The sequence below is a fragment of the Gordonia bronchialis DSM 43247 genome (assembly GCF_000024785.1).
Classification (GTDB): domain Bacteria; phylum Actinomycetota; class Actinomycetes; order Mycobacteriales; family Mycobacteriaceae; genus Gordonia; species Gordonia bronchialis.
This window is the reverse complement of the sequence record NC_013441.1, coordinates 2,865,705-2,885,687: the sequence shown is the minus strand read 5'-3', so window position 1 is coordinate 2,885,687 and position 19,983 is coordinate 2,865,705. Positions and strand designations below refer to the sequence as shown.

Here is a 19,983-nt window from a genome sequence, read left to right as displayed (position 1 = left end):
GCAGGAATAGCCGGGATGGCAGCACCGGTTGACGGTCACATGACCCCTGCAGCCTTTGACCCCCGCGAATTCCTCAGCACCGCACGAATCGGAGTGCTGGCGACCATCAAGTCCGACGGCATGCCTCAACTGTCACCGGTGACGCCCTTCTACGATCGCTCGACCGACACGATCCTGGTGTCGGTGGCCCAGGGGCGGGCCAAGACCGCCAACATGCGGCGCGATCCGCGGGCGGCACTCGAGGTCACCAGTTCCGACGGGTACACCTGGGCGACCGCCGAAGGGGCGGTCACCCTCGTCGGTCCGGGCGACGACCCGCACGGACCCGAGGTGGAGGCCCTGGTGGACTACTACCGCCGCGCCGCAGGCGAGCATCCCGACTGGGACGAGTACCGCGCGGCGATGGTCGACGATCGCCGCGTGCTGATGACGATGCAGGTTCACAAGGTGTACGGCGCACGGCTGCGCTGAAGGTCGCCGCGATCGCCCACCACATCGAGGACCGTCACTGTCCGCGATCACTGGCAACGTGGGGGTGAGACCAATCGCGAGGAGGATTCCGATGTCCAGAGAAGTCCAGGTGACCTTCGACTGCGCAGACCCCGCCGCGCTGGCGGACTTCTGGGCGCAGGTCCTCGGCTACCGATTGCAGGATCCACCACCGGGATTCGACTCCTGGGAGGCGGCGCTGGAGGCATTGGGGGTGCCACCGGAGAACCGCAACGACGCGTCGGCGCTTGTCGACCCCGACGGGCGCGGACCGCGCGTCTTCTTCCAGCGAGTACCGGAAGGGAAAACCGCGAAGAATCGTGTGCACCTCGACGTCCGGGCCGCACCCGGACTCGCGGGTGACGAACGGATAGCGGCCCTCGAGAAGGAGTGCGAGCGTCTCGTCGGGCTCGGTGGTCGTCGGCTCGAGCGCCACGAACCCGCGCCGCCGATGGCAGGCGGTCACATCGTGATGGCCGATCCGGAGGGCAACGAGTTCTGCCTCGACTGAGCGCCGGCGGGTCAGTGCCGACATACCGCGACGGCCAGTTCCTCGATCATCTGTATCTCCAGTTCAGGAGTACTCGCGGGCCAGATCAGCAGCGCCAGCACCGAACGGACGGCCAGTGCTGCCGGCACATTGTCGGTGGGGTCGAGGTCGATGAGTTCAGCGGCGATCCGCGCGACCACCGGCGAGTGAAGCACCAAGCGGGTGCCCTCGAGGAACCGTCCGGACCGGATAAATTGACTCGTCACCGGATCTGCACGGATCTCACGCAGCGCGACTTCGATGGCTACCTGGGCGCGTTCGGGTCCGTGTAGCGAGACGACGGCTTCGCGAACGGTGTCGACGATGTGTACCGAGGCGACGCCCAGAACGGTCTCGACAATCGCTTGTTTGCCGCCCACGTGGCGGTAGACGGTGGCACGCGAACAGTGGGCACGGGCGGCCAGGTCGTTGATCTCGAAGCGGTCGATACCGCGCTGGGCGACGATGGTCGCCGCGACATCGAGCAGTCGGTTACGCGCCGAATCCGCTCGTACCCCGCCGACCAACCAGTCCTGAGCCACCAGTCTCAGTATGAGACATATTCGCAGAATGTTTCAGCAATTCCCGCAGGTCACCACTTGGTGGACCGAACCGGCGGGCTCGACCCGAATCGTCGATGTCTCGACATGACCAGAAGCCATTGCGCTCGCCTCGAACTGCGTCGACCCTGGTCGAATGCGTGATCTTGATGACCCCTATGCCGGTCTCGCCGACCTGCGCGACAACAACCCGGTCGCTCGATTCGGCGATTCGGAGTTCTATGCGGTGACGTCCTGGGACCTGATAGCCGAAGCAGTGGCCAGGACCGATGACTTCTCGTCAAATCTCACGGCGACCATGGTGTGGCACGACGACGGGCAAGTCACAGGCTTTCCGGTCGCCGAACTGGGCTCCTCGATGCATGTGTTGGCCACCGCCGACGATCCCCGCCACCGGATGCATCGTCGAATCATCATGCCGTCGTTGACGGCCCGGCGGGTCAGCCGGCTCGAACCGTTCATCGAGCAGACGTTGGTGGACCTGTGGGCGACAGGAGTCGTCGGGGATCGCGTGGACTGGGTGGAGTCCATCGCTCAACGTCTACCGATGGCGGTGGTGGCCGAGCTGCTGGGATTGCCCGAATACGACATCGCCGAACTCATTCGATGGTCTTTTGCCAGCACTGTGCTCCTGGACGGTGTGGTCACCGCCGATCAGTTGGAGTCGGCAACCGCTGCGGTCGGTGAGCTCAGCGCCTATCTCACAGCCGCCTTTGATCGGGCGTTGGCCGAACCCGGCGACGATGTACTGAGAGATCTGGCGCGGCTGGTTCATTGCGGCGACCTCGATCAGGACTCTGCGGTGATGATCTTGATCCAACTCGTCGCGGCGGGCGCGGAATCGACCGTGAGCCTACTGGGAACGTCGGTCTGGCTGCTCGCGCGCCATCCGGATATTGTGGCCGCACTTGCAGCCGATCGCGAACTCATACCGGTGTTCGTCGAGGAAGTACTGCGGTTGGAGTCGCCGTTCCGCGGACACTATCGGCATGTCGTCAACGACACCACCCTCGGTCAGACACCGTTACCCGCCGGATCGCACCTCTACCTCATGTGGGGTGCGGCCAATCGCGACCCGGCAATCTTCGACTACGCGGACTCGATCAGCCTCGACCCATCCGACCGTCGCTCGCACATGGCATTCGGCAAGGGAATTCACCTATGCGTCGGTGCGCCACTGGCACGACTGGAAGCGCGCCTGGGCATCGCTCAGCTACTGGACGCGACCTCCGAATTCAGACTGGCCTCGCCGGACCCACAATGGGAACGGAGTTTGATGGTGCGACGCCTCACGACATTGCCGTTGATCCTCGCCGGCTGAGTGGCCAGCGGACCTGACGCCCGAAGCGCAGTGTGTCTCGCTCAGCTCAGGAGATCACGGGCGACGTGGGTGACCGTCGCCCGACCGTCGTTCTGATTGCCCTGGCCGCGAAGCGAATTCATGATCGCAACGACGAAGCGTTGGTTGTGGCCGGCGAAGCCGATGCTGTTGACCACCGATCCACCCTGTTCGTCGGACCAACCGTTCTTGTTGCCGGTGCCAGGTTCGCCGGTAATGCGCGGATGCCCCATCGTTGGTTTCCCGCCACGTTGCGCATCTCCGCGACGAGGTATCCGCGGTCGCCCGCTGCGGGGCGGTCCAGCACGTAGCGGACCAGCCGGGCCAGGTCGCGCGGACTGTCCTTCTGAAAGCCCCAATACGGGTAGTAAGACGTGAAACCGGCCTGTGGTTGCAGGGCGGTCATCCCAAGGCACGGAAGTCGCGGTTGAACGTGCGATGGTCGCGGCCGGCGTAGGCGAACCACAGCCGATCGGTCGCGGCGTCGTCGGACGAGTTGAGCATCGCGTGCATGTCGGCCCGGCCGGTGTTGCTGAGGTGGACGGTGCCGGCTCGCTGGCGACGCAGCAGGTCGGTGGCGACAGCGAGTTTGATGGTCGACGCGGTCCACACGGGTGTGTCGGCGTACCGGTTGGCCATCACCGTACCCGTGACACGATCGACCACGACGATGCCGACGGTCCCCGGTCGCGTCGCGGCGTAGGCGTCGGCCGCCGCGAGACGACCCGGTAGTGACACCGCGATCGCGTCGTCGGAATGCTGCGGCGCCGCCGACGTCGCAGCGGGTGCGGCCAGACCCATCAGGGCAGCGGCCGCGATCCCAACAGCCGCGATTCGCGGAGCTGTCGCGATTCGCAGAAGGGTGAAGCGCACGGGCGCCACCCTACGTGGGTTTGCCCGCGGAGAACCTGTGAGTTCCCGGGCGTCAGTTTCCCGAGATGCGCCGTGATCCGGCAGCCAGGCGCTCACCCATGCCCACTCGCGCGCCCGTGGTGACCTGCGCCTCCATGCCGATCAAGGTGATGCGGTCGGTGGGTACCGGACGAGTCCGCGGCCGGCCGCCGACCCGGGCGTCGGGTCCGATGCGCACCCGCTCGTCGACAATCGACCACGACACCTCGGCACCCGAACGAATGATGGTGTCGGAGAAGATGATCGAGTCTGAGATCACTGCACCACGCTCGACCACCACGCCGGGTCCGAGCACGCTTCGCCGGACCGTCCCGGCCACCCGCGCGCCGCTGCTGATCAGCGAGTCGGCGACGATGGCGCCCTCGTCGATGCGGGCGGCGTTGCGTTGGGGCTGACGGGTGAGTATCGGCCACGACGGCCGGAACAGATCGATCGTGCCGTCGATCAGGTCGCGGTGTGCCTGCAGATAGGTCTCGGGACGTCCCGCATCGATCCAGTACCCCGGAAGCCGGTGTGTCACAGTCTTTCCGCGGTCGACGAACCAGGGGATGAGATGGTCGCCGAAGTCGCCGAGACCGGTGTCGGAGTCGTCGTCGCCGGTGGCCACCGTGGACGGATAGAGGTCCTCGAGACCCTCGATGAGGACGTCCGGCCGGTAGATGAAGATCTCGGCCGCGATGACGCGTGTGGATGCACGCTCGGGTTTGTACCGGAATTCGCTGACCGTGCCGTCGCGGCGGGTGCGCACGGTGGCGTGGCTGGCGGCCTCCTCGAGTGAGCATGTGGTGGTGACCAGAGTGCATTCGGCGTCGGAGTCGACGTGGGTTCGCAGCGCGTCGGAGAGGTCGAAGTCGTAGACGTGGTCGGCGCTCATCACGATGACCGCCGACGGCGCGCGGGCCGCGATGCGATCGCGAATACGATAGAGCAGGTCGGCGTTCCCGGTCGCGAATCCGTCCTCGGTGTCCTCGTCGTCGGACTCCTCCGGCAATACCACGCGCAGGCCGCCGCGGGTGCGGTCGAGATCCCATGGCCGCCCGCCCGCCACCTCCTGCAGCAGTGAATCAGCCAGGTACTGCACGCACAGCCACACGTCGTCGATGCCACTGTGGTGCAGGTTGGACAGTGAGAAGTCGATGAGCTGGTAATTCCCACCGAACGGCAGAGCCGGTTTCGCCCGGCGTTCGGTGAGCACCTCCATCCGCGAACCCCGTCCACCGGCCTGCACGATCGCGACCACATCGTTTCGTCCCATCGGCCCAGTGTGCCGCAAATCGGACATTGTGCCCGATAATCGCCGGACCCGGCTCAGGTTGCGGTGTCGCGCAGGTCCAGGCACAGCAGCGACGACCGTCGCAGACCGGCTGCATAGAGACGTCCACCATGTTCGACGACGCCGGTCGCCATCTCGTAGTCGGGGCGCACCGCGTGCAGGTCCTCGACGACGCGACCGTCGGTGTCGATGGCGCGCAGCCACACGATGTCGTCGGGAGCCGGGATCCAGCGCTCAGGGAGCTGCCAGATGAGTTTGCGGGCCATAGCAGGCAGTTGCCCGGAGCGGTCCAGGTCGCGGCTGCGCGGATTGGTGAAGGCGACCCATGCGCGGCCGTCACGGAAGACGGACAGGTTGTCGGGAAGCCCGGCAGGTTGTCGGCCAGGACGTGCGGAGGGTTCTGCGGGGCGGCCAGGTCGATGCGGCTGATGCGGTAGCCGGCGGTCTCCACGAGGATCAGGGCGTCGCCGGCGGGGGTCAATGTCAGTCCGTTGGGGAAGTCGAGGTTCTCGAGCACCACCGCGACGGTGCCGTCGGCGTCGCGACGCAACAGCCGTCCGGACGGGCGGTGTTCCATGAATGCGCCCATGAAGTGTGCGAAACCGAAGCGCGTCGATGATTCGGTGAACCAGATCGAATCGTCAGGCGCCACAGCGGCATTGGAGCAGAACCGGAGGGGAGATCCGTCGACGTGCGCTACCAGCGTCGCCACGTGCCCGGTGGCTGGGTCGACGCGCAGTAGTCCCCGGTGGGCATCGCAGACCAGGAGGCCGTCACCGTGTGGTTCGAGCCCGAGTGGTCGCCCGCCGGTGGTCGCGACGATGGCGCTCCGGTGCGTGTCCGGGTGTACGCGCACGATCGCACCGCCCGCCAGGCCGCAGTAGAGCATGCCGTCGGTTCCGACGACCACATCCTCGGGATCGGTTCCCGGCAATGGGATCAGATGCGCCTCAGGGAAGGCGCGGGTCGGGGTCGGCAGCGCCGGAGCGGCCGCAACGTGACGCCTCGCCGGGTCGAGCGGCGGCTTGCCGAACATGACCAGAAGTCTAACCTCGGGCGAGGCGCACATCGACCGTCGCAGCGGCTGACTCGCCACGCCGGATGACTGCTCGAGCGGTGACGTCAGTCGGCCTCGATGATCTCGCGCAACCCGGCCAATACCCGCTGCAGGCCGAATATCCACGCGCGGGTCGCGCTGTAGGGTGCCCCCATCGCCTCACCGGCGGCCTGACCGATCCGACGGGCCAGGGGATGGGACTGGCCCACATAGCGTTCCAGTCTCGCCGCCGACTCGGCCCAGATCGTATCGAAGTCCTGTGCCGGACGGAGTTGCGCCGCCGCGCCCGCGGCGACGAAGTTCAGCACGAAGGTCAGCGCCGCGTCCCGGTCGACGTCCGTTAGGCCGGTGCCGTCGAAGGCGTGGAGTTCGTGGTCGTACTTGGCAATTGTCCCCGGTCCCAGGGCGACGCGCTGATCGGTGACGTGTAGTAGCCACGGATGGGTCACGAACAGTTGACGATTCGACTCGGCGACGCGTGTCACGCGGGCGCGCCAGCCCGCACGTCCGAAGGGTGGGAGAGCCATCCGGGCATGCGCGGTGTCGGCCATCAGGACCAGGAGATCGTCGCGGGTGTTGATGTGGGTGTACATCGACATCGCTGATATGCCCAAGGCCTCGGCGAGCGAGCGGATGGTGAGCGCGTCGAGTCCCGATGCGTCGGCGAGGGTCACGGCACCGTCGACAACGTCGGAGAGCGAACGTCTCGAACGTGGTCCACGGCTGCCGGCGACCGGCGCGTGTGGGCTGTCCCGCCACAACAGGTCGACCAGCGACTTGGGCATACGGCACCCCTTCCACAATTCACGTACAGTGTACGTAGTTTACCGTCCAAGGAGTTCAGATGCAGATCAACCAAACCGCCGTGTCGCTCAACGTCGACGATGTCGCAGCCTCCGCCGATTTCGCCCGCACACACTTCGGCTTCACCGAACAGATGGCTGCCGAAGGCTTTGTGTCACTGGCGCATCCGTCCGCCGGTGTGAACGTGATTTTCCTTGCCACGGGGCTGCCGACGTTCAAACCCGCGCAGATCGCCGGGTCGGCCGGGCAGGGGCTTCTGCTGGTGTTCGTCGTCGATGACGTCGACGCGGAATACGGGCGGCTGCGGGACGGTGGCGCGCAGGTGGTGACACCACCGGAAACCGAGCCGTGGGGCGAGAGGTTCTGTCAGTTCGCCGATCCGAATGGACTCATCTGGCAACTCGTGCAGTGGGTGGATGCCGGGTAGGCCGCGTCCCGGCGCGGATGCGCGTGTCACGCGCGCGACGGTCAGCGCACCGACAGATGCGTGTCGCTCGGCGCTTCACCACATGCAAACGGAGCAGACCTTCGGGCTGACCGCACGCTGAACGCAACAGCGGCAACACCTACGCTCGCAACACATGTGGCCATCACGAGCGTTGCGGCGTCGGGGTGGACGATCGACTGTCCGCGGAGGGCCTGTGACAGCGTGATGGCCACTGCCGCAGCCCATCCGGCGCCGGCGATACAGACAAGCCGTGCACGCACATCATCGTCGCGCAGCCATGGTCGTCGATGTGAGGCCATCAGGAGCAGCCATGCCGTCACCAGCAACACCTGCATCGCGTGGAGGCCGAGGAAATGGGGGATACGCAAGTCGCCGGCCACCAGGCTCCACCAGGTGATCGGTAGGCCCGGCGAGCCGTCGTGGGCCCCGAAGGTGCGCGATACGCGCGACATCGCCCGGGTGCGCGGTGATCTGTTCGCCTTGCAGGGCGAACAATACGACGATCGTGAACAACAGGCCGTACAGTGCCCACGAGCCGACCTTCGGGAGGAACGAATCCTCGTACACTGGCGGCCTTTGGCGCGTTCGCCGAATCTGCGCGACAGGTAGCCCGCGAGCAGGGGAATCCCGAGGAAGATCAGCACCGACTTGGCGATCTGAATCGACGAGGTATCGATGGTGGTCTGTTGCAGCCCGAGCCACCCCGGAAGCACCGAGAGGTAGAACCAGCCCAGCACCGCGAACATGATCACCTGGAATATCGAGTTGATGGCCACCAGGACCGCAGCGGCTTCCCGGTCGCCGCAGGCCAGGTCGTTCCAGATGATGACCATCGCGATGCAGCGCGCCAGCCCGACGATGATCAGGCCGGTGCGGTACTCGGGAAGATCTGGCAACAGCAGCCACGCCAGGGTGAACATGAGCGCCGGCCCCACGATCCAGTTGAGCACGAGCGATCCGACGAGCAGACGGCGGTCGCCGGTGACCGTGTCGAGGCGGTCGTAGCGCACCTTGGCCAGCACCGGATACATCATGATCAGCAATCCGAGAGCGATCGGCAGCGAGATACCGTCGACGGTGATCGCATCGAGGGCGGTGTCGATGCCCGGGACGAAGCGGCCCACCAGCAGGCCCACGGCCATGGCGACACCGATCCAGACCGGCAGGTACCGGTCGAGGGTGGACAGCTTGCCGGCCACCTCGGGTGCGTGCCGCGTGCGCGTCTCGTGACTCACGCGCGTGCTGTCGTCGTGGGGAGACTCTGCGACTGTGACGGATCGGCGAGGACCGTCGACAACTGTTGCAGCGCAGAAGGAATGACCCAGTAATACACCCACGTTCCGCGGCGCTCGCAATCGAGCAACCCGGCGGAGCGCAGTACCTTGAGGTGGTGAGAGATCGTCGGTTGGGACACGTCGAAGGATGCGGAGATGTCGCAGACGCATGCTTCCCCGCCCGCATGACTCGCGACGAGGCTGAGCAGTCGTAAACGCACCGGGTCGCCCAGGGCCTTGAACATCCGCGACAGGCCGTCGGCCCGTTCGTCGGACAGCGGCTCGCGGGCGAGCGGTATACACCGCACAGCGCCATTTTGATTCGACATCTCTCTATATTGACCGATATCGAAGTAAGTGACAAAAGGGGTGGCATCTCGAGGATCGCAACAGCGGTCGTGTCATGGTGCGGATAGAGTCGGCCCGGGTGTCCGGTATCCGCTCCGGACCGACAATCGCGACAGTTCGAGGGGGAGGGTATGAGGCAGCTTGATTCTCACCGGTCCGCAGTTGTCGTCGCCGGACTGTGCGCCGTCACGCTGATCGTGGCCGCATGCGGGGGCGATGACTCAGGAGAATCCGCCGCGTCGCAGGTTGGGTCGGTGGCTGCGCCGAGTGGCGACGCGACCTCCGGGACGGTCGCCCAGAGCCCGACAGGAACGGCTCCCACCAAGGTCACCATTACCGGGCGCGACGATGTGGAGGTGACGTTGAGTGGCCCGCTGGCGGTCAAGTACGCGACGGCGACCGCGGCCCAGAAGTCATCGCTCGGGAAGCCCTTGACCGGTGACCGCAATGCCGGGACCCGCGAGAGTGGTGCAGTGTTCCAGCAGTTCGAGGGCGGGGTGATCATCGCGAAGAACAACACGCCGGGCACCCCGGCCTACATCATCACCTCGGGCAAGATCCGGGACGCGTGGAACACCGAACGCGCACCGGACGGCACACCGTCCATCACGGGCAAGAACGGTTCACCTGGACCGCTGGGCGTTCCCGTGAGCGACCTGATCACCGAAGGCGACCATCGCGTGGTCACCTTCGAGCACGGCGAGATCGCCGAGAAGACCACGACCGGCGAGGTCACCGTGACGGTCAACGGCAAGGTCGTGCCGTCGGGTCTGAACTGACAGATGCCGGATCGTCTTCGGTCGACTTCGTGCTGATCGCGCCGTGAGCTCGGGCATGCGGAACAGGTTGTATCGTCGGGTGTTTCGAGGCTCTGACTTCGCCATAGCAATGGCGTGACCTACGTCAGGTAGGCATCGATCAGCCGGTCGAGGACGACGTGTGAGCGGACGCGGGCATGCGTGGAGTCGTCTTCCTGCGCAATCCAGAGTGCGGCTTCGTTCATCGCTCCGGAGAGTTGTGCGGTTGTGGCGTCGAGCAGGTCGGTCGGAACCCCCGCACTGCTCAAGGCGTCGCTCAGATGTGTTGCCGAGTTCTGGGCGTCGAGGCGTCGCCACTCCTGCCAGCCGATCACCGCGGGAGCGTCGATCAGCAAGACCCGTACTGCGTCGCCGGTCGTTATCGCGTCCAGGAAGGCGTGAGACCCGCTGCGCAGCTGGTCTGTCGGCGACGATCCAGCCGCATCTGCCGCGGCGACAACTGCTTCGGCAACGCGCGCTTGCAGGTGAGCCGCTACAGCGGCGAACAGCTTGGCCTTGCTTCCGTAGTGGTGATAGACCGCTCCGCGAGTGACGCCGGCGGCCAGCGCCACGTCCGCGAGCGATACCTCGCGAAAACCTCTCTCGGCGAAGAGCGCGGTCGCGAACTCGAGAACCCGCTGGGCGGTGCGAGCGGCGTCGACGGCACTGGCGCGGGGCATGAGCACCTACCTTTACGTACGTTGCGTATGTATAGTGAACGGCGATACATACGCATCGTACGTAAACGGAGGAATCATGTCTGCTACCGGCTTCTATCCCGTCCTCATGTCGAGCGACGTCGGCGCGGCCGCCGGGTTCTACCGGGATCTACTCGGATTCCAGACCACGTTCGAAACCGATTGGTACGTCAGCCTGCGGCTCGACGCCTTTGAGCTCGCAATCCTTGCCCACGATCACCCGACGGTGCCGGGGGACTACCGCGCGCTTCCGAAAGGCGTGATCGTGAACCTCGAGGTCGAGGACGTCGACGCGATGCACGACAAGCTCACGTCCCGAGGCGACGTCGAGTGCGTGCTGCCGATCCGCAGCGAAGATTTTGGGCAGCGTCACTTCATCGTCGCGGCACCAGATGGTGTGCTGCTCGACGTGATCCAGCCGATCGCGCCGTCGGGGGAGTACGCCGACGCCTACCAGTGAGATGCGAGCACCGGTGTGCGGTGACGGAGCGGATTCAGATGAGTTCCAACTCGGTGAGGATCATGTCGGCGCGCTGGGCGGCATCCACCTTCGGCAGCACGGTGACGGTGTAAGCGAGTCCCCGATAAGCATTGAGAAGTCGCGAGTATTCGTCGACGGCCTCGGCGAACCCCAGCTGACGCTCATCGTCAACGGCGTAGAGCGCTCGCCAGGGCGGTGTCAGGAAGACTCGGTGGTGATAGCTCTTGAGCTCGTCGACCGTGCAGGCGCCGACGCCCTCGTGGTGCCGCAACGCGGTGTCGACGTCGACCAGGCCACGGTCGAAGAAGCGCCACCGGCTGTCGTCGTGGCCGCCAAGGTCCGTGCGTGCCAGCTGGATGCAGCGCCGAGCGAAATGTGACGGGTCCAGCCACGGTAACGCCTCTCCGCCGGTCCTGAGTTCGTGGCGAACGATTCGCCGGCCGGGCTCAGCGACGGTGGCGAATCCGCGCGCTGCCAAGGGTTGCAGCACAGTGGATTTGCCGCCTCCGGAGCAGCCCGACAGTATGACAGCGCGCGAGTGTCGATGCATATCTCTCCTAATACGTCGGTCGGGGACCGCTTCGCGGACTTGGCGTGACACCCGTGACGAGTCCGGCTGAGCCGGGCGGCCGGCGGCTGATCTGGGCATCAGGCTCGTCGAGGTCGACGGCGATCCGTTGCCCGCGCTAGGGAACCGTGTAGCCGGAATGCGCAGGGGCGCGGTGATGTGGATCGTTCGCCGGGCGATCTCCTGTTGTGCCCGGTAGTCGGAGATCTGTTGCGGTGTTGGTTCGACGAGCCGGGTCCGAACGGGCGAAACACATTGAGCCGCACTGTCAAACGAGTGCGGTTCGATTCCTCGACGCTAGGTACGCGGCTATGACCAGAACGATCGCGACAAGGCAGGCGATCACCACCTCGATCGTCACCGACCACCCGGCGACGACGATGCCTGTCAACGCCCAGATCAGCGTCAGGGGATAGAACGGCAGCGGTGCGCCGACGAGGCCGGTGACGACGATTCCCACGATTGCGTCGAGTATGAGGATGGTGAGTTGCCATCCGAGCGCGGTGGGATCGGCGCCGGCGGTACCGATGTCCGACGCCCAGTTCTGGAAGACCGCTGCCGTAGCCCTCGCTGCATAGATGCCGATCAGGACGCGTACCAGTGTACGGATCATGCTGTGACCAGAGGCATCGTCGGGGCCGGCGGCGAGCCGAGCGGCGTCGAGTAGGACCAGCGTCATCACGGTGAGGACGATCGAGGTGATCCACGTCCATTCCGCTGCGGAGAACAGGATCCAGGTCGTCGCTCCCGCAAAAGCGATCGACAAGTCGACGACGATCCTGGTGCCGGCCTGCACACCGGTTTGGTGGTGGGCGACCAACGCCACGCACACAACGATGGAGAGGACATAGATCACCGACCAGATCGAGAAGGTGTATCCGCTCGGGGTGATCAGAAAGTCCACCGTTGCCTCGTTGGGCCGAGCGCCAAAGCCGGAAAAGGGGATGACAGGTGCCAGTACCTGGAGGACCGATAAGACAAGTGCCGTCCACGCGAGCGAACGGGGTATTCGTGTTGACGTTCGCGTGTCCGTCGATGTGTTCGCGATAGCGGCCACTCCGTTCAGTTGTCGGTCGCGGGACCCTGCGGGGTGGCACCGCCCTCGCCGGACCAGTCGCCGGACTGCTCGCCTTCGGCAGGATCGGACTGTACGTCGGACTCGACACCCTCGGGGCTGGTGCCGACGTTCTCGGTGTGGGGGTCTGTCTCTTTGCTCGTCACACGGGCCGTGTACCCCGGGCATGGCGCCGTCAAACCGACGTCGGATGCGGGGGAGCAGATTGCGGTCGTCGCAGGCCTCGTACGAACACCCTCTGAGCTTCCTCCGTACCGGCTTCCGCACGACATTGTGGCCAATCCAAACCTAGTACCACTATAGTGGTACTACTCCAACTTTAGTTGCCGGGAGAGGGGTTGTCGGTCGTGCAATTGAACAAGCCGTTGGGCACGGTAACGCCGACCCTGGACGGAGATGTACTCGCGGTCTTGGCGTCCGCAGACGCTACATTCACGATCAGCCAGGTCCATCGCATCCTGACCACGGTATCGGCTGAAGGGATCCGCAAGGTCCTCAATCGACTCGCCATCCAGGGCGTGGTGTTGCACGACCAGGTGGGTCGGACAAACACCTATCGCCTCAACACCGAACACCTTGCTGCAGAGCCGATCATGGCGCTGGCGCGGCTCAACGCCGAGTTTCTGAACCGCCTCGAAGTGCATCTCCACGAGTGGGGTGAAACGTTGCGCTACGCCGCGGTGTTCGGGTCGGCAGCGACAGGGCATATGCGGCTCGATAGCGACATCGACCTGATTCTGGTGCGCAGCGATTCGGACCACGAGGCCAGTGATTTGTGGGAGCAGCGCGCGACCGAGGTTGCCAGACGTATTACTGCGTGGACCGGCAACGACGGTCGCATAGTTGAGTACGGTGCGGACGAGTTTCGCGCCGCGGCCGCCGCCGGAGAACCTCTGCTTCTGGACGTGGCGAAGCACGGCCTCACCGTGGCGGGAACGCGGTCTTGGTTCAACGCACAGCTGCGCCAGGCCTCGGGGAGGTTCTGATGGCGTCGCAGCGCACATGTGACGCCGTGATCATCGCTGGGCGGATGTCGAAGGCGAATGAGTTCTTCGATGCTGCGGGCCACCTCGGAGATGAGATGCCCAACGCCGCTGGGGACCTGTATGTCGATGCCGGCGTCGCAGCCTCGGACGTAATCTGCTGCCTTCGCCTCGGCGTGCATTCCAACACCGGGAACCACGCCGAGGCGGCGGCCCTGCTGAAGCGTGCGGACAGTGGGTCCGAGCGACATCTGAACACGCTGCTGAATCTGAAGAACAAGGCTGCGTATACGCATCAGCACTTAACTTCTGCGGAGCTCAAGCGGATGACCCGTGCAGCGCAACACCTAGTTGAGGCAGCCAGACTGGCGCTAGCCAGTCGCGGGTAGCGCGCGCTGTTGGCGCTTCTGGGACCGGAGCGATGATGATGGGGTCGAGGAGCCGACGCAGACGGCCGATGTAGATTGTCGTTCACGCGAGCGAATGGGGTAGTCGGGTCGTCGTCTGCGTGTCCGTCGATGTGTTCGCGATGACGGCCAGTGCGTTCAGGTGTCGATCGCGGGACGTAGCCCTGCATACTCGATCGCTGCGTGCTTGCCGGTGATTGTTTCGACTCCGAGCGCGTGGGCGTGTTCGACGAGTTGACCGATGCGGCCGCGGCGTGAGGGGTTGAAAGCGGGCCCGTTGTCGGTGAGGAGTCGCTGGGGCACGCCGTGAGCGGTCACCGCCTTGTCGAACACCGCGATCGCGGCGTCGGAGGTCTCACCGGCGGCCACGTGGGAGCCCACGGCGTAGCGAGAGTGATCGTCGATCAGTTGCAGGATGACGCACGTACGTCCGCCGGTCAGAACGTATTCGGTGCCGTCGAGTTGCCAGCACGCATTCGGTGCGGGATAGACGAACCGCCGCCACGCCGAGCGGGGCTTCTTTTTCGGTTCACGCCGGGCTACTCCGGCATCGCGGAAGATGCGGGCCAGCGATGCTGTCGAGGGGACCTGTGCCATGCCCATCGACCGCATCTTGTCGTGCACGCTGATCGGTCCGTGGTCCAGACCCGACCTTTCCAAGGCGGCGCGCACCGCCACCGCTTGTGACTTGACCTCGTCCCTGAGCGCTGACGGGCTCGACTTTGGGCGGCGGGTCCGCGGTTCGAGGGCTGCCGCGGGCCCCTCGACTTTGGCGCGTTTACGCAGCTCGTAGAACGACTTTCGAGAAATTCCGTGTTCGACGCAGAATGTTGAGACCGCTCCGCGGGGTGCATCATCAGGCCACTGCGAGATAGCTAGCCGGACGACAGGGTCGATAGGTTCATTAACAGCCACCGTCTGAGCGTTGAATGCGGCACGTGAGCTGACCCGAGGATGGCGGTTCGATCGGAGCCCAACCGGTTGCTTGTCGTGGACACCAACGCGAAAGCGCAAGCCTGCTTCCAGGTCGGCCACCTTGTCGCCTGCATCGACGTGTGTCAATATTGACGCGTGTCGAATAAGAATCTCCTGCTGCCACCCGGCCGCGGCCTCAGTAGCGACGAGACCGGGGCTGTCACCCCACTGTTGAAGGCACTCGCTGATCCGGTTCGACTGCGGTTGCTGTCGGAGGTCGCTGCGCATCCGGGCGGCGAGGCGTGCGTGTGCGACATCTCCGGGCCGTTCGAGCTGTCGCAGCCGACGATCTCGCACCATCTGAAGGTGCTGCGCCAGGCGGGTCTGGTGACCAGCGAGCGCCGCGCGACCTGGGTGTACTACCGGGTGAACACCGAAGCGCTGCAACAACTGTCGGGCCTGCTGGGCGATCTCGCCACGGTCGTGGGGGAAACGCGGTCGTGTGAGGCCGACCAGTGACCGCCACCGACACCGCGGTCGCGGGCAAGTTGTCGACGCTGGACCGGTTTCTGCCGGTGTGGATCGGCGCCGCGATGGTCGCCGGACTGCTGCTCGGTCGAGTCGTCCCCGGCCTGGGTGACACTTTGGCGGCGGTCGAGCTCGACGGCATCTCGCTGCCGATCGCCCTCGGATTGCTGATCATGATGTATCCGGTGCTGGCCAAGGTGCGCTACGACCGACTCGACTCGGTCACCGGTGATCGTCGCCTGCTACTCGGGTCGTTGGCGTTGAACTGGATCATCGGACCGGCGTTGATGTTCGCGCTGGCCTGGCTCCTGCTCCCGGATCTGCCGGAGTACCGGACCGGACTGATCATCGTCGGCCTGGCCCGATGCATCGCGATGGTCATCATCTGGAACGACCTGGCGTGCGGCGACCGCGAAGCCGCTGCTGTTCTCGTCGCACTGAACTCGGTGTTCCAGGTGGTCATGTTCGCCGTGCTGGGTTGGTTCTACCTCTCGGTGTTGCCCGGATGGCTGGGCCTGGAGCAGACCACCATCGACACCTCGCCGTGGCAGATCGCGAAGTCGGTGCTGATCTTCCTCGGTATACCCCTGGTCGCAGGCTTCCTCACCCGCCGCATCGGCGAGCGAACCAAAGGCCGCGACTGGTACGAGTCCTCGTTCCTGCCGCGTCTCGGGCCGTGGGCCCTTTACGGGTTGCTGTTCACCATCGTCATCCTGTTCGCGTTGCAAGGTGAGCAGATCACGTCGCAGCCGTGGGACGTCGTGCGGATCGCTCTGCCGCTGCTGATCTACTTCGCGGTGATGTGGGGCGGTGGGTTCGTGCTCGGGGCCGCGATGGGGCTGGGGTATGCGCGAACCACCACGCTGGCGTTCACCGCCGCGGGCAACAACTTCGAGCTCGCCATCGCCGTCGCGATCGCCACCTACGGTGCAACATCCGGCCAGGCCCTGGCCGGAGTCATCGGACCACTCATCGAGGTCCCCGTCCTCGTCGCCCTCGTGTACGTGTCCCTGGCACTGCGGAAACGCTTCACCACCCCAACCACTGCCTCCAGCCCGGATGTGTCGAAGGAGCCGGCTCGCGATGCCTGAGGATCTGTTGGACGAGCAGCTAAGTCGCAGTGAACACCGCGCGCAGCCCGAACTGTTGATGCCCCATGCCGTGCTCGCCCGTACCGCCGCTGACCTGGCCGCCAAGTATGAGGGGGTGGTGTCTCGCCAGACGGTGGAACGCTGTGTGTTCGAGTCCTACACCGCCTTACGGCGCACCTCCCGGGTGCATGCGCACCTGACGACCTTGGCGGGCAGGTTCGCGGCTGATCGGTTACGCGCCCTGGCCCAGTCCGATGGATCGGTGCCCAAGGATGTGCCCGAAGTTCTGTTCGTCTGCGTCCAGAACGCCGGCCGCTCACAGATGGCCGCCGGATTGTTGACCCACCACGCCGCCGGGCGGGTACACGTGCGCTCCGCCGGGTCAGCCCCCGCGCACTCGATCAACCCGACCGTCGTCGAAGCAATGACCGAGATCGGCGTCGACATGGGCACGCAGTACCCCAAACCGCTCACCGACGATGTAGTCGCCGCCGCCGACGTGGTCGTAGCCATGGGTTGCGGCGACGCGTGTCCGATCTATCCCGGCAAACGCTATCTGGACTGGACGGTCGCGGACCCCCAGGGCCGTCCCCTCGACGAGGTTCGCGCGATCCGCGACGATCTTGACGCCCGAGTTCGTGGTCTTCTCACCGAACTCACCACCGAACGTGTGTGACGTATCTGATGTTCCTTCACAGCTGAAAGGGCTTGTGTCTCATGTCTACATCTCGACCTAGGGTGCTATTTGTGTGTGTCCACAACGCTGGCCGCTCGCAGATGGCCGCCGGTTTCCTCACCGCCTTGAGCCAGGGCAGCGTCGAGGTCCGCTCCGCCGGATCTGCTCCCGCCGACTCCATCAACCCGGCCGCGGTCGAGGCGATGGCTGAAGTCGGTATCGACATCTCCGCACAGTCACCGAAGATCCTCACCCCCGACACCGTCGAATCCTCCGACGTCGTGATCACCATGGGCTGTGGCGATGCGTGCCCGGTGTTCCCCGGCGTCAGCTACCGGGACTGGGCTCTCGACGACCCAGCCGGCCAAGGCATCGACGCGGTCCGCCCCATCCGCGATCAGATCCGCGGACTCGTCGCGAACCTCCTCGACGAACTGGTACCCGCCGACCAGCAGGTCGGCCAATGAGCACACCACCGCAGGTGTTGTTCGTGTGCGTGTCCAACCGCGGCAAATCGGTGATGGCCGAACACCTCACACCGACAGTCACCGACCGGATCACCCCATCCTCAGCCGGCACCAACGCGAAAATCGGCGGCCAGGTCAACGAACTGTCCGCCCAGGTACTCGCCGAAGTCGGCGCCGACGTCGTCGGACATCAGCCGCGGCAACTCACCGATGAACTGATGCAAGCCGTGGACCTGGTCGTGGTGGTCGGCACCGCCGAGGTCACCCCACCCGACGGCGTCGCCCTCGAAGTGTGGGACACCGACGAACCCTCCGGACGGGGCATCGACGGTATCGAACGAATGCGGCTGATCCGCGACGACATCACCAACCGGATCCGCGCCCTCGCCGACCGCATCGCGCGGTAGGCGAGAACGCGAACCGAGGCTGTCAGCAGCAGGCTGTGCGCGCCTCGGCCTGGTCTGCGGCGTTGCCGCCGCAGCACACCGAACCCTGCTCGGCGTCCTCGGTGGCGTTCTGTTCCAACAGTTTCGGGCTGGTCCCGAACGTCTCGGAGTCAGCCAGCACGGTGTAGACCTCCCACTTCTCCTTCGCCGGCCCGGTCACCCACACCTTGTCCTGCGTCGCGAAACAACAGGTGGAGTTGATCTCCTCCTGGGTGAACAGACCCTCCCCGGACAACCGGGCGATCTCGGCGTGCACCTTCTCGCTCGACTCGACCTCGACGCCGAGATGGTTGATCGTGCCGCCCTGGCCGGGATTCTCCAGCAGCACCAGCTTCAGTGGCGGCTCGACGATCGCGAAGTTGGCGTATCCCGGCTTGCGCTTGGCCGGGGTGGTGTTGAACAGCTTGGAGTAGAACTCGATCGCGGTATCGAGATCATCGACATTGAGCGCGAGCTGCATACGGGACATGACCATCACCTTCACCTGTGAGACATATATCGAACTACTGACACCTGCAGGGTGCCACCTTTTCGACATATGTCAAGTACCAGGGTATGGTCGGGTCATGCCGAAGGCCCTGCCGATGGTCGACATCAGTGCCCCGATCTGCTGTGCGCCCGTGTCGGCGGCCCCTCTCGATGACGACACCGCCCTAGAAATCGCTCTGCGGCTCAAGGCGCTGGCCGATCCGGTCCGGATCAAACTCGTCTCGATTCTGCTCACTGACACCGGTGAGGGGATCTGCACCTGCGACCTCGCGACCGCGGTCAGCCTCACCGAGGCCACCACGAGCCACCACCTGGGGCAGCTCCGCAAGGCCGGCATGGTCGCACCTGACCGACGAGGGATGAACGTCTACTACCGTGCCCGGCCAGAGTCGTTGGAAGCGCTGCGCAGCGTTCTCAGCGCCATCACGGGGTGCTGCTGAACCGTCGCAGGCGCGGTCAGTTGAGCACCTGCGTCAGGCCCCCCTCATAGGCAACCGCGCCACGCAACGCAAGGCACATAGCGGTGCGTGGCGGAAACCAAATGAAGAAGTGTCACCACCAAGACCCCTCACTCTGTCACCTATGGCCTGATGCAGAACTGTCACCGATGTCTTGCGAGATGACACTGATGGCATGTTCGACCACTGGCCCGACACCCGAACACTACGCGTGGTCGACCCACCGAGGCCCGTGCTGATCGACATGGCGATCGCTGACCCGTCCTGCGGACGCTCGTATGCCGCCGGTGGGGGAGTGTCACTGCGAGTCCGCGCATCCGGTGCCCGGATCGAACCCACCATGAACGCGCTTCTCTTAGCGTGGCTCCAAACTTCAAACGGCCTCTGGCGCGGGATATGTCAGATGCCAGTCGAGAGCGCCAACCGCGTCTCCTCGGCCACGATCACCATGTGGGTGCCGCCCGAGGCGCTGCAACCGAGACAGGACGCCGCCGAGCGATGACCGAGAACAACGATGCCGGGGCCGGGCCCACCAATCGCGTCGCACCTAAACGCGGTCGCGTCGCGATAGGGGAGCTGACGTTGATCGTGCGGCCGGCCGGTAGGCCGGCAGACGTCCGGGTCTACACCGACAATGAGGCGACCGAGGCTCAGGCGTACGCCGACGAGGTTGGCGGACAGGTCGAACGACTCGGGGAAGCCACGAGCTGACTCCGCTGGCGCTGCGCTGCCGCCCTCCCCGGCGGGTCGGTTGCCACAGGGCCATCGTGGTTGCGTTGTGCAGGTGGGCGATTCGCAGCCCGGGGTTTTGTCGGTACGCAAGCCTTTCCACGAAGGATGCCGCCAGGCGAGGCGAGGGGCCGGGCGAGTG

25 protein-coding genes and 4 pseudogenes are annotated in these 19,983 nt (G+C 65.3%); 15 read left to right on the top strand and 14 right to left on the bottom strand.

What is annotated here, in order from left to right; translation table 11 throughout:
• The first annotated feature begins 39 nt into the window (after nt 1-39).
• On the top strand, nt 40-471 hold the full coding sequence (locus GBRO_RS13425) for a PPOX class F420-dependent oxidoreductase (RefSeq protein ID WP_012834449.1): 432 nt from the start codon (nt 40-42) through the stop codon (nt 469-471).
• 91 nt (nt 472-562) lie between these two features.
• A complete protein-coding gene (locus tag GBRO_RS13420; protein ID WP_012834448.1) occupies nt 563-1,000 on the top strand; it encodes a VOC family protein in 438 nt (145 codons plus the stop codon).
• An 11-nt stretch (nt 1,001-1,011) separates the two neighbouring features.
• Here GBRO_RS13420 and GBRO_RS13415 read toward each other — a convergent pair whose 3' ends face one another.
• On the bottom strand, nt 1,012-1,560 hold the full coding sequence (locus GBRO_RS13415) for a TetR/AcrR family transcriptional regulator (protein ID WP_012834447.1): 549 nt from the start codon (nt 1,558-1,560) through the stop codon (nt 1,012-1,014).
• Nucleotides 1,561-1,714: 154 nt separating this feature from the next.
• On the opposite strand from GBRO_RS13415, the gene GBRO_RS13410 reads away from it, so the two are divergent.
• Complete coding sequence (locus GBRO_RS13410) at nt 1,715-2,899, top strand: cytochrome P450 (RefSeq protein ID WP_012834446.1); 1,185 nt, start codon at nt 1,715-1,717, stop codon at nt 2,897-2,899.
• Nucleotides 2,900-2,940: 41 nt separating this feature from the next.
• Here GBRO_RS13410 and GBRO_RS27755 read toward each other — a convergent pair.
• The 5 genes and pseudogenes from GBRO_RS27755 to GBRO_RS13390 all read right to left on the bottom strand — a co-directional run bounded on the left by GBRO_RS27755 (nt 2,941) and on the right by GBRO_RS13390 (nt 6,944).
• Nucleotides 2,941-3,718, bottom strand: a pseudogene (locus tag GBRO_RS27755) (tat pathway signal sequence).
• Between the two features lie 124 nt (nt 3,719-3,842).
• Complete coding sequence (locus GBRO_RS13400; protein ID WP_012834445.1) at nt 3,843-5,084, bottom strand: glucose-1-phosphate adenylyltransferase family protein; 1,242 nt, start codon at nt 5,082-5,084, stop codon at nt 3,843-3,845.
• 53 nt (nt 5,085-5,137) lie between these two features.
• Entirely contained in the window at nt 5,138-5,368 is a 231-nt protein-coding gene (locus GBRO_RS26360) for a hypothetical protein (protein ID WP_052298273.1), read from the bottom strand.
• Between the two features lie 143 nt (nt 5,369-5,511).
• Nucleotides 5,512-6,138: pseudogene (locus GBRO_RS27750) on the bottom strand (SMP-30/gluconolactonase/LRE family protein); the annotation flags it as partial.
• Between the two features lie 86 nt (nt 6,139-6,224).
• On the bottom strand, nt 6,225-6,944 hold the full coding sequence (locus tag GBRO_RS13390; RefSeq protein WP_012834444.1) for a TetR/AcrR family transcriptional regulator C-terminal domain-containing protein: 720 nt from the start codon (nt 6,942-6,944) through the stop codon (nt 6,225-6,227).
• Nucleotides 6,945-7,003: 59 nt separating this feature from the next.
• Here GBRO_RS13390 and GBRO_RS13385 point away from each other — a divergent pair, with 59 nt between their 5' ends.
• Nucleotides 7,004-7,390: a VOC family protein gene (locus tag GBRO_RS13385; protein ID WP_012834443.1), complete on the top strand. Its 387-nt coding sequence runs from the start codon at nt 7,004-7,006 to the stop codon at nt 7,388-7,390.
• A 456-nt stretch (nt 7,391-7,846) separates the two neighbouring features.
• Here GBRO_RS13385 and arsB (GBRO_RS13380) read toward each other — a convergent pair.
• Nucleotides 7,847-8,646: pseudogene (arsB, locus tag GBRO_RS13380) on the bottom strand (ACR3 family arsenite efflux transporter); the annotation flags it as partial.
• Complete coding sequence (locus GBRO_RS13375) at nt 8,643-9,014, bottom strand: ArsR/SmtB family transcription factor (RefSeq protein WP_012834441.1); 372 nt, start codon at nt 9,012-9,014, stop codon at nt 8,643-8,645. The pseudogene arsB (GBRO_RS13380) and the gene GBRO_RS13375, both read right to left, overlap by 4 nt.
• A 150-nt stretch (nt 9,015-9,164) precedes the next feature.
• Between GBRO_RS13375 and GBRO_RS13370 the strand changes: the two genes are divergently transcribed.
• Nucleotides 9,165-9,812: a hypothetical protein gene (locus GBRO_RS13370; protein WP_012834440.1), complete on the top strand. Its 648-nt coding sequence runs from the start codon at nt 9,165-9,167 to the stop codon at nt 9,810-9,812.
• 119 nt (nt 9,813-9,931) lie between these two features.
• Here GBRO_RS13370 and GBRO_RS13365 read toward each other — a convergent pair whose 3' ends face one another.
• Complete coding sequence (locus tag GBRO_RS13365) at nt 9,932-10,510, bottom strand: TetR/AcrR family transcriptional regulator (RefSeq protein ID WP_012834439.1); 579 nt, start codon at nt 10,508-10,510, stop codon at nt 9,932-9,934.
• A gap of 76 nt (nt 10,511-10,586) precedes the next feature.
• On the opposite strand from GBRO_RS13365, the gene GBRO_RS13360 reads away from it, so the two are divergent.
• A complete protein-coding gene (locus tag GBRO_RS13360; protein ID WP_012834438.1) occupies nt 10,587-10,988 on the top strand; it encodes a VOC family protein in 402 nt (133 codons plus the stop codon).
• Nucleotides 10,989-11,022: 34 nt separating this feature from the next.
• Here the strand turns inward: GBRO_RS13360 and GBRO_RS13355 are convergent, their stop codons facing one another.
• From GBRO_RS13355 to GBRO_RS26355, 3 genes are all read right to left on the bottom strand, one after another.
• Nucleotides 11,023-11,559, bottom strand: a complete 537-nt coding sequence (locus GBRO_RS13355; protein WP_012834437.1) for an AAA family ATPase — start codon at nt 11,557-11,559, stop codon at nt 11,023-11,025.
• Between the two features lie 286 nt (nt 11,560-11,845).
• The gene (locus GBRO_RS13350; RefSeq protein WP_227892894.1) at nt 11,846-12,481 is read right to left on the bottom strand and encodes an MFS transporter; all 636 of its coding nucleotides are present in this window, start codon (nt 12,479-12,481) and stop codon (nt 11,846-11,848) included.
• Nucleotides 12,482-12,639: 158 nt separating this feature from the next.
• On the bottom strand, nt 12,640-12,798 hold the full coding sequence (locus tag GBRO_RS26355) for a hypothetical protein (RefSeq protein ID WP_012834435.1): 159 nt from the start codon (nt 12,796-12,798) through the stop codon (nt 12,640-12,642).
• Nucleotides 12,799-12,999: 201 nt separating this feature from the next.
• On the opposite strand from GBRO_RS26355, the gene GBRO_RS13345 reads away from it, so the two are divergent.
• Entirely contained in the window at nt 13,000-13,638 is a 639-nt protein-coding gene (locus tag GBRO_RS13345) for a nucleotidyltransferase domain-containing protein (protein ID WP_012834434.1), read from the top strand.
• A complete protein-coding gene (locus tag GBRO_RS13340) occupies nt 13,638-14,024 on the top strand; it encodes a hypothetical protein (protein WP_012834433.1) in 387 nt (128 codons plus the stop codon). Before GBRO_RS13345 ends, GBRO_RS13340 begins: the two co-directional genes overlap by 1 nt.
• A 204-nt stretch (nt 14,025-14,228) precedes the next feature.
• On the opposite strand, the pseudogene GBRO_RS13335 reads toward GBRO_RS13340, so the two are convergent.
• Nucleotides 14,229-14,957 (bottom strand): annotated as a pseudogene (locus GBRO_RS13335) (DDE-type integrase/transposase/recombinase); the annotation flags it as partial.
• A 156-nt stretch (nt 14,958-15,113) separates the two neighbouring features.
• Between GBRO_RS13335 and GBRO_RS13330 the strand changes: the two are divergent.
• Genes GBRO_RS13330 through GBRO_RS13310 form a run of 5 tightly spaced genes read left to right on the top strand, consistent with a single transcriptional unit; the run spans nt 15,114 to nt 18,126 of the window.
• Entirely contained in the window at nt 15,114-15,476 is a 363-nt protein-coding gene (locus GBRO_RS13330) for an ArsR/SmtB family transcription factor (RefSeq protein WP_007240805.1), read from the top strand.
• Nucleotides 15,473-16,576 carry an ACR3 family arsenite efflux transporter gene (arsB, locus tag GBRO_RS13325; protein WP_005179505.1) on the top strand — a complete coding sequence of 368 codons (1,104 nt, stop codon included), beginning with the start codon at nt 15,473-15,475 and terminating at the stop codon, nt 16,574-16,576. The genes GBRO_RS13330 and arsB (GBRO_RS13325) overlap by 4 nt, the downstream gene beginning before the upstream one ends.
• Nucleotides 16,569-17,252, top strand: a complete 684-nt coding sequence (locus GBRO_RS13320) for an arsenate reductase ArsC (RefSeq protein ID WP_005179509.1) — start codon at nt 16,569-16,571, stop codon at nt 17,250-17,252. The genes arsB (GBRO_RS13325) and GBRO_RS13320 overlap by 8 nt, the downstream gene beginning before the upstream one ends.
• A gap of 41 nt (nt 17,253-17,293) precedes the next feature.
• Nucleotides 17,294-17,719, top strand: a complete 426-nt coding sequence (locus GBRO_RS13315) for an arsenate reductase ArsC (RefSeq protein ID WP_012834432.1) — start codon at nt 17,294-17,296, stop codon at nt 17,717-17,719.
• Nucleotides 17,716-18,126: an arsenate-mycothiol transferase ArsC gene (locus tag GBRO_RS13310; protein ID WP_005179518.1), complete on the top strand. Its 411-nt coding sequence runs from the start codon at nt 17,716-17,718 to the stop codon at nt 18,124-18,126. Before GBRO_RS13315 ends, GBRO_RS13310 begins: the two co-directional genes overlap by 4 nt.
• Nucleotides 18,127-18,148: 22 nt before the next feature.
• Here GBRO_RS13310 and GBRO_RS13305 read toward each other — a convergent pair whose 3' ends face one another.
• A complete protein-coding gene (locus tag GBRO_RS13305; RefSeq protein ID WP_005179519.1) occupies nt 18,149-18,634 on the bottom strand; it encodes an ArsI/CadI family heavy metal resistance metalloenzyme in 486 nt (161 codons plus the stop codon).
• Between the two features lie 97 nt (nt 18,635-18,731).
• Here GBRO_RS13305 and GBRO_RS13300 point away from each other — a divergent pair, with 97 nt between their 5' ends.
• Together GBRO_RS13300 and GBRO_RS13290 are read left to right on the top strand one after the other, a co-directional pair.
• Complete coding sequence (locus GBRO_RS13300) at nt 18,732-19,094, top strand: Rv2640c family ArsR-like transcriptional regulator (protein ID WP_005179521.1); 363 nt, start codon at nt 18,732-18,734, stop codon at nt 19,092-19,094.
• Between the two features lie 516 nt (nt 19,095-19,610).
• Complete coding sequence (locus GBRO_RS13290; RefSeq protein ID WP_005179525.1) at nt 19,611-19,823, top strand: hypothetical protein; 213 nt, start codon at nt 19,611-19,613, stop codon at nt 19,821-19,823.
• The last annotated feature ends 160 nt before the right edge of the window (nt 19,824-19,983 follow it).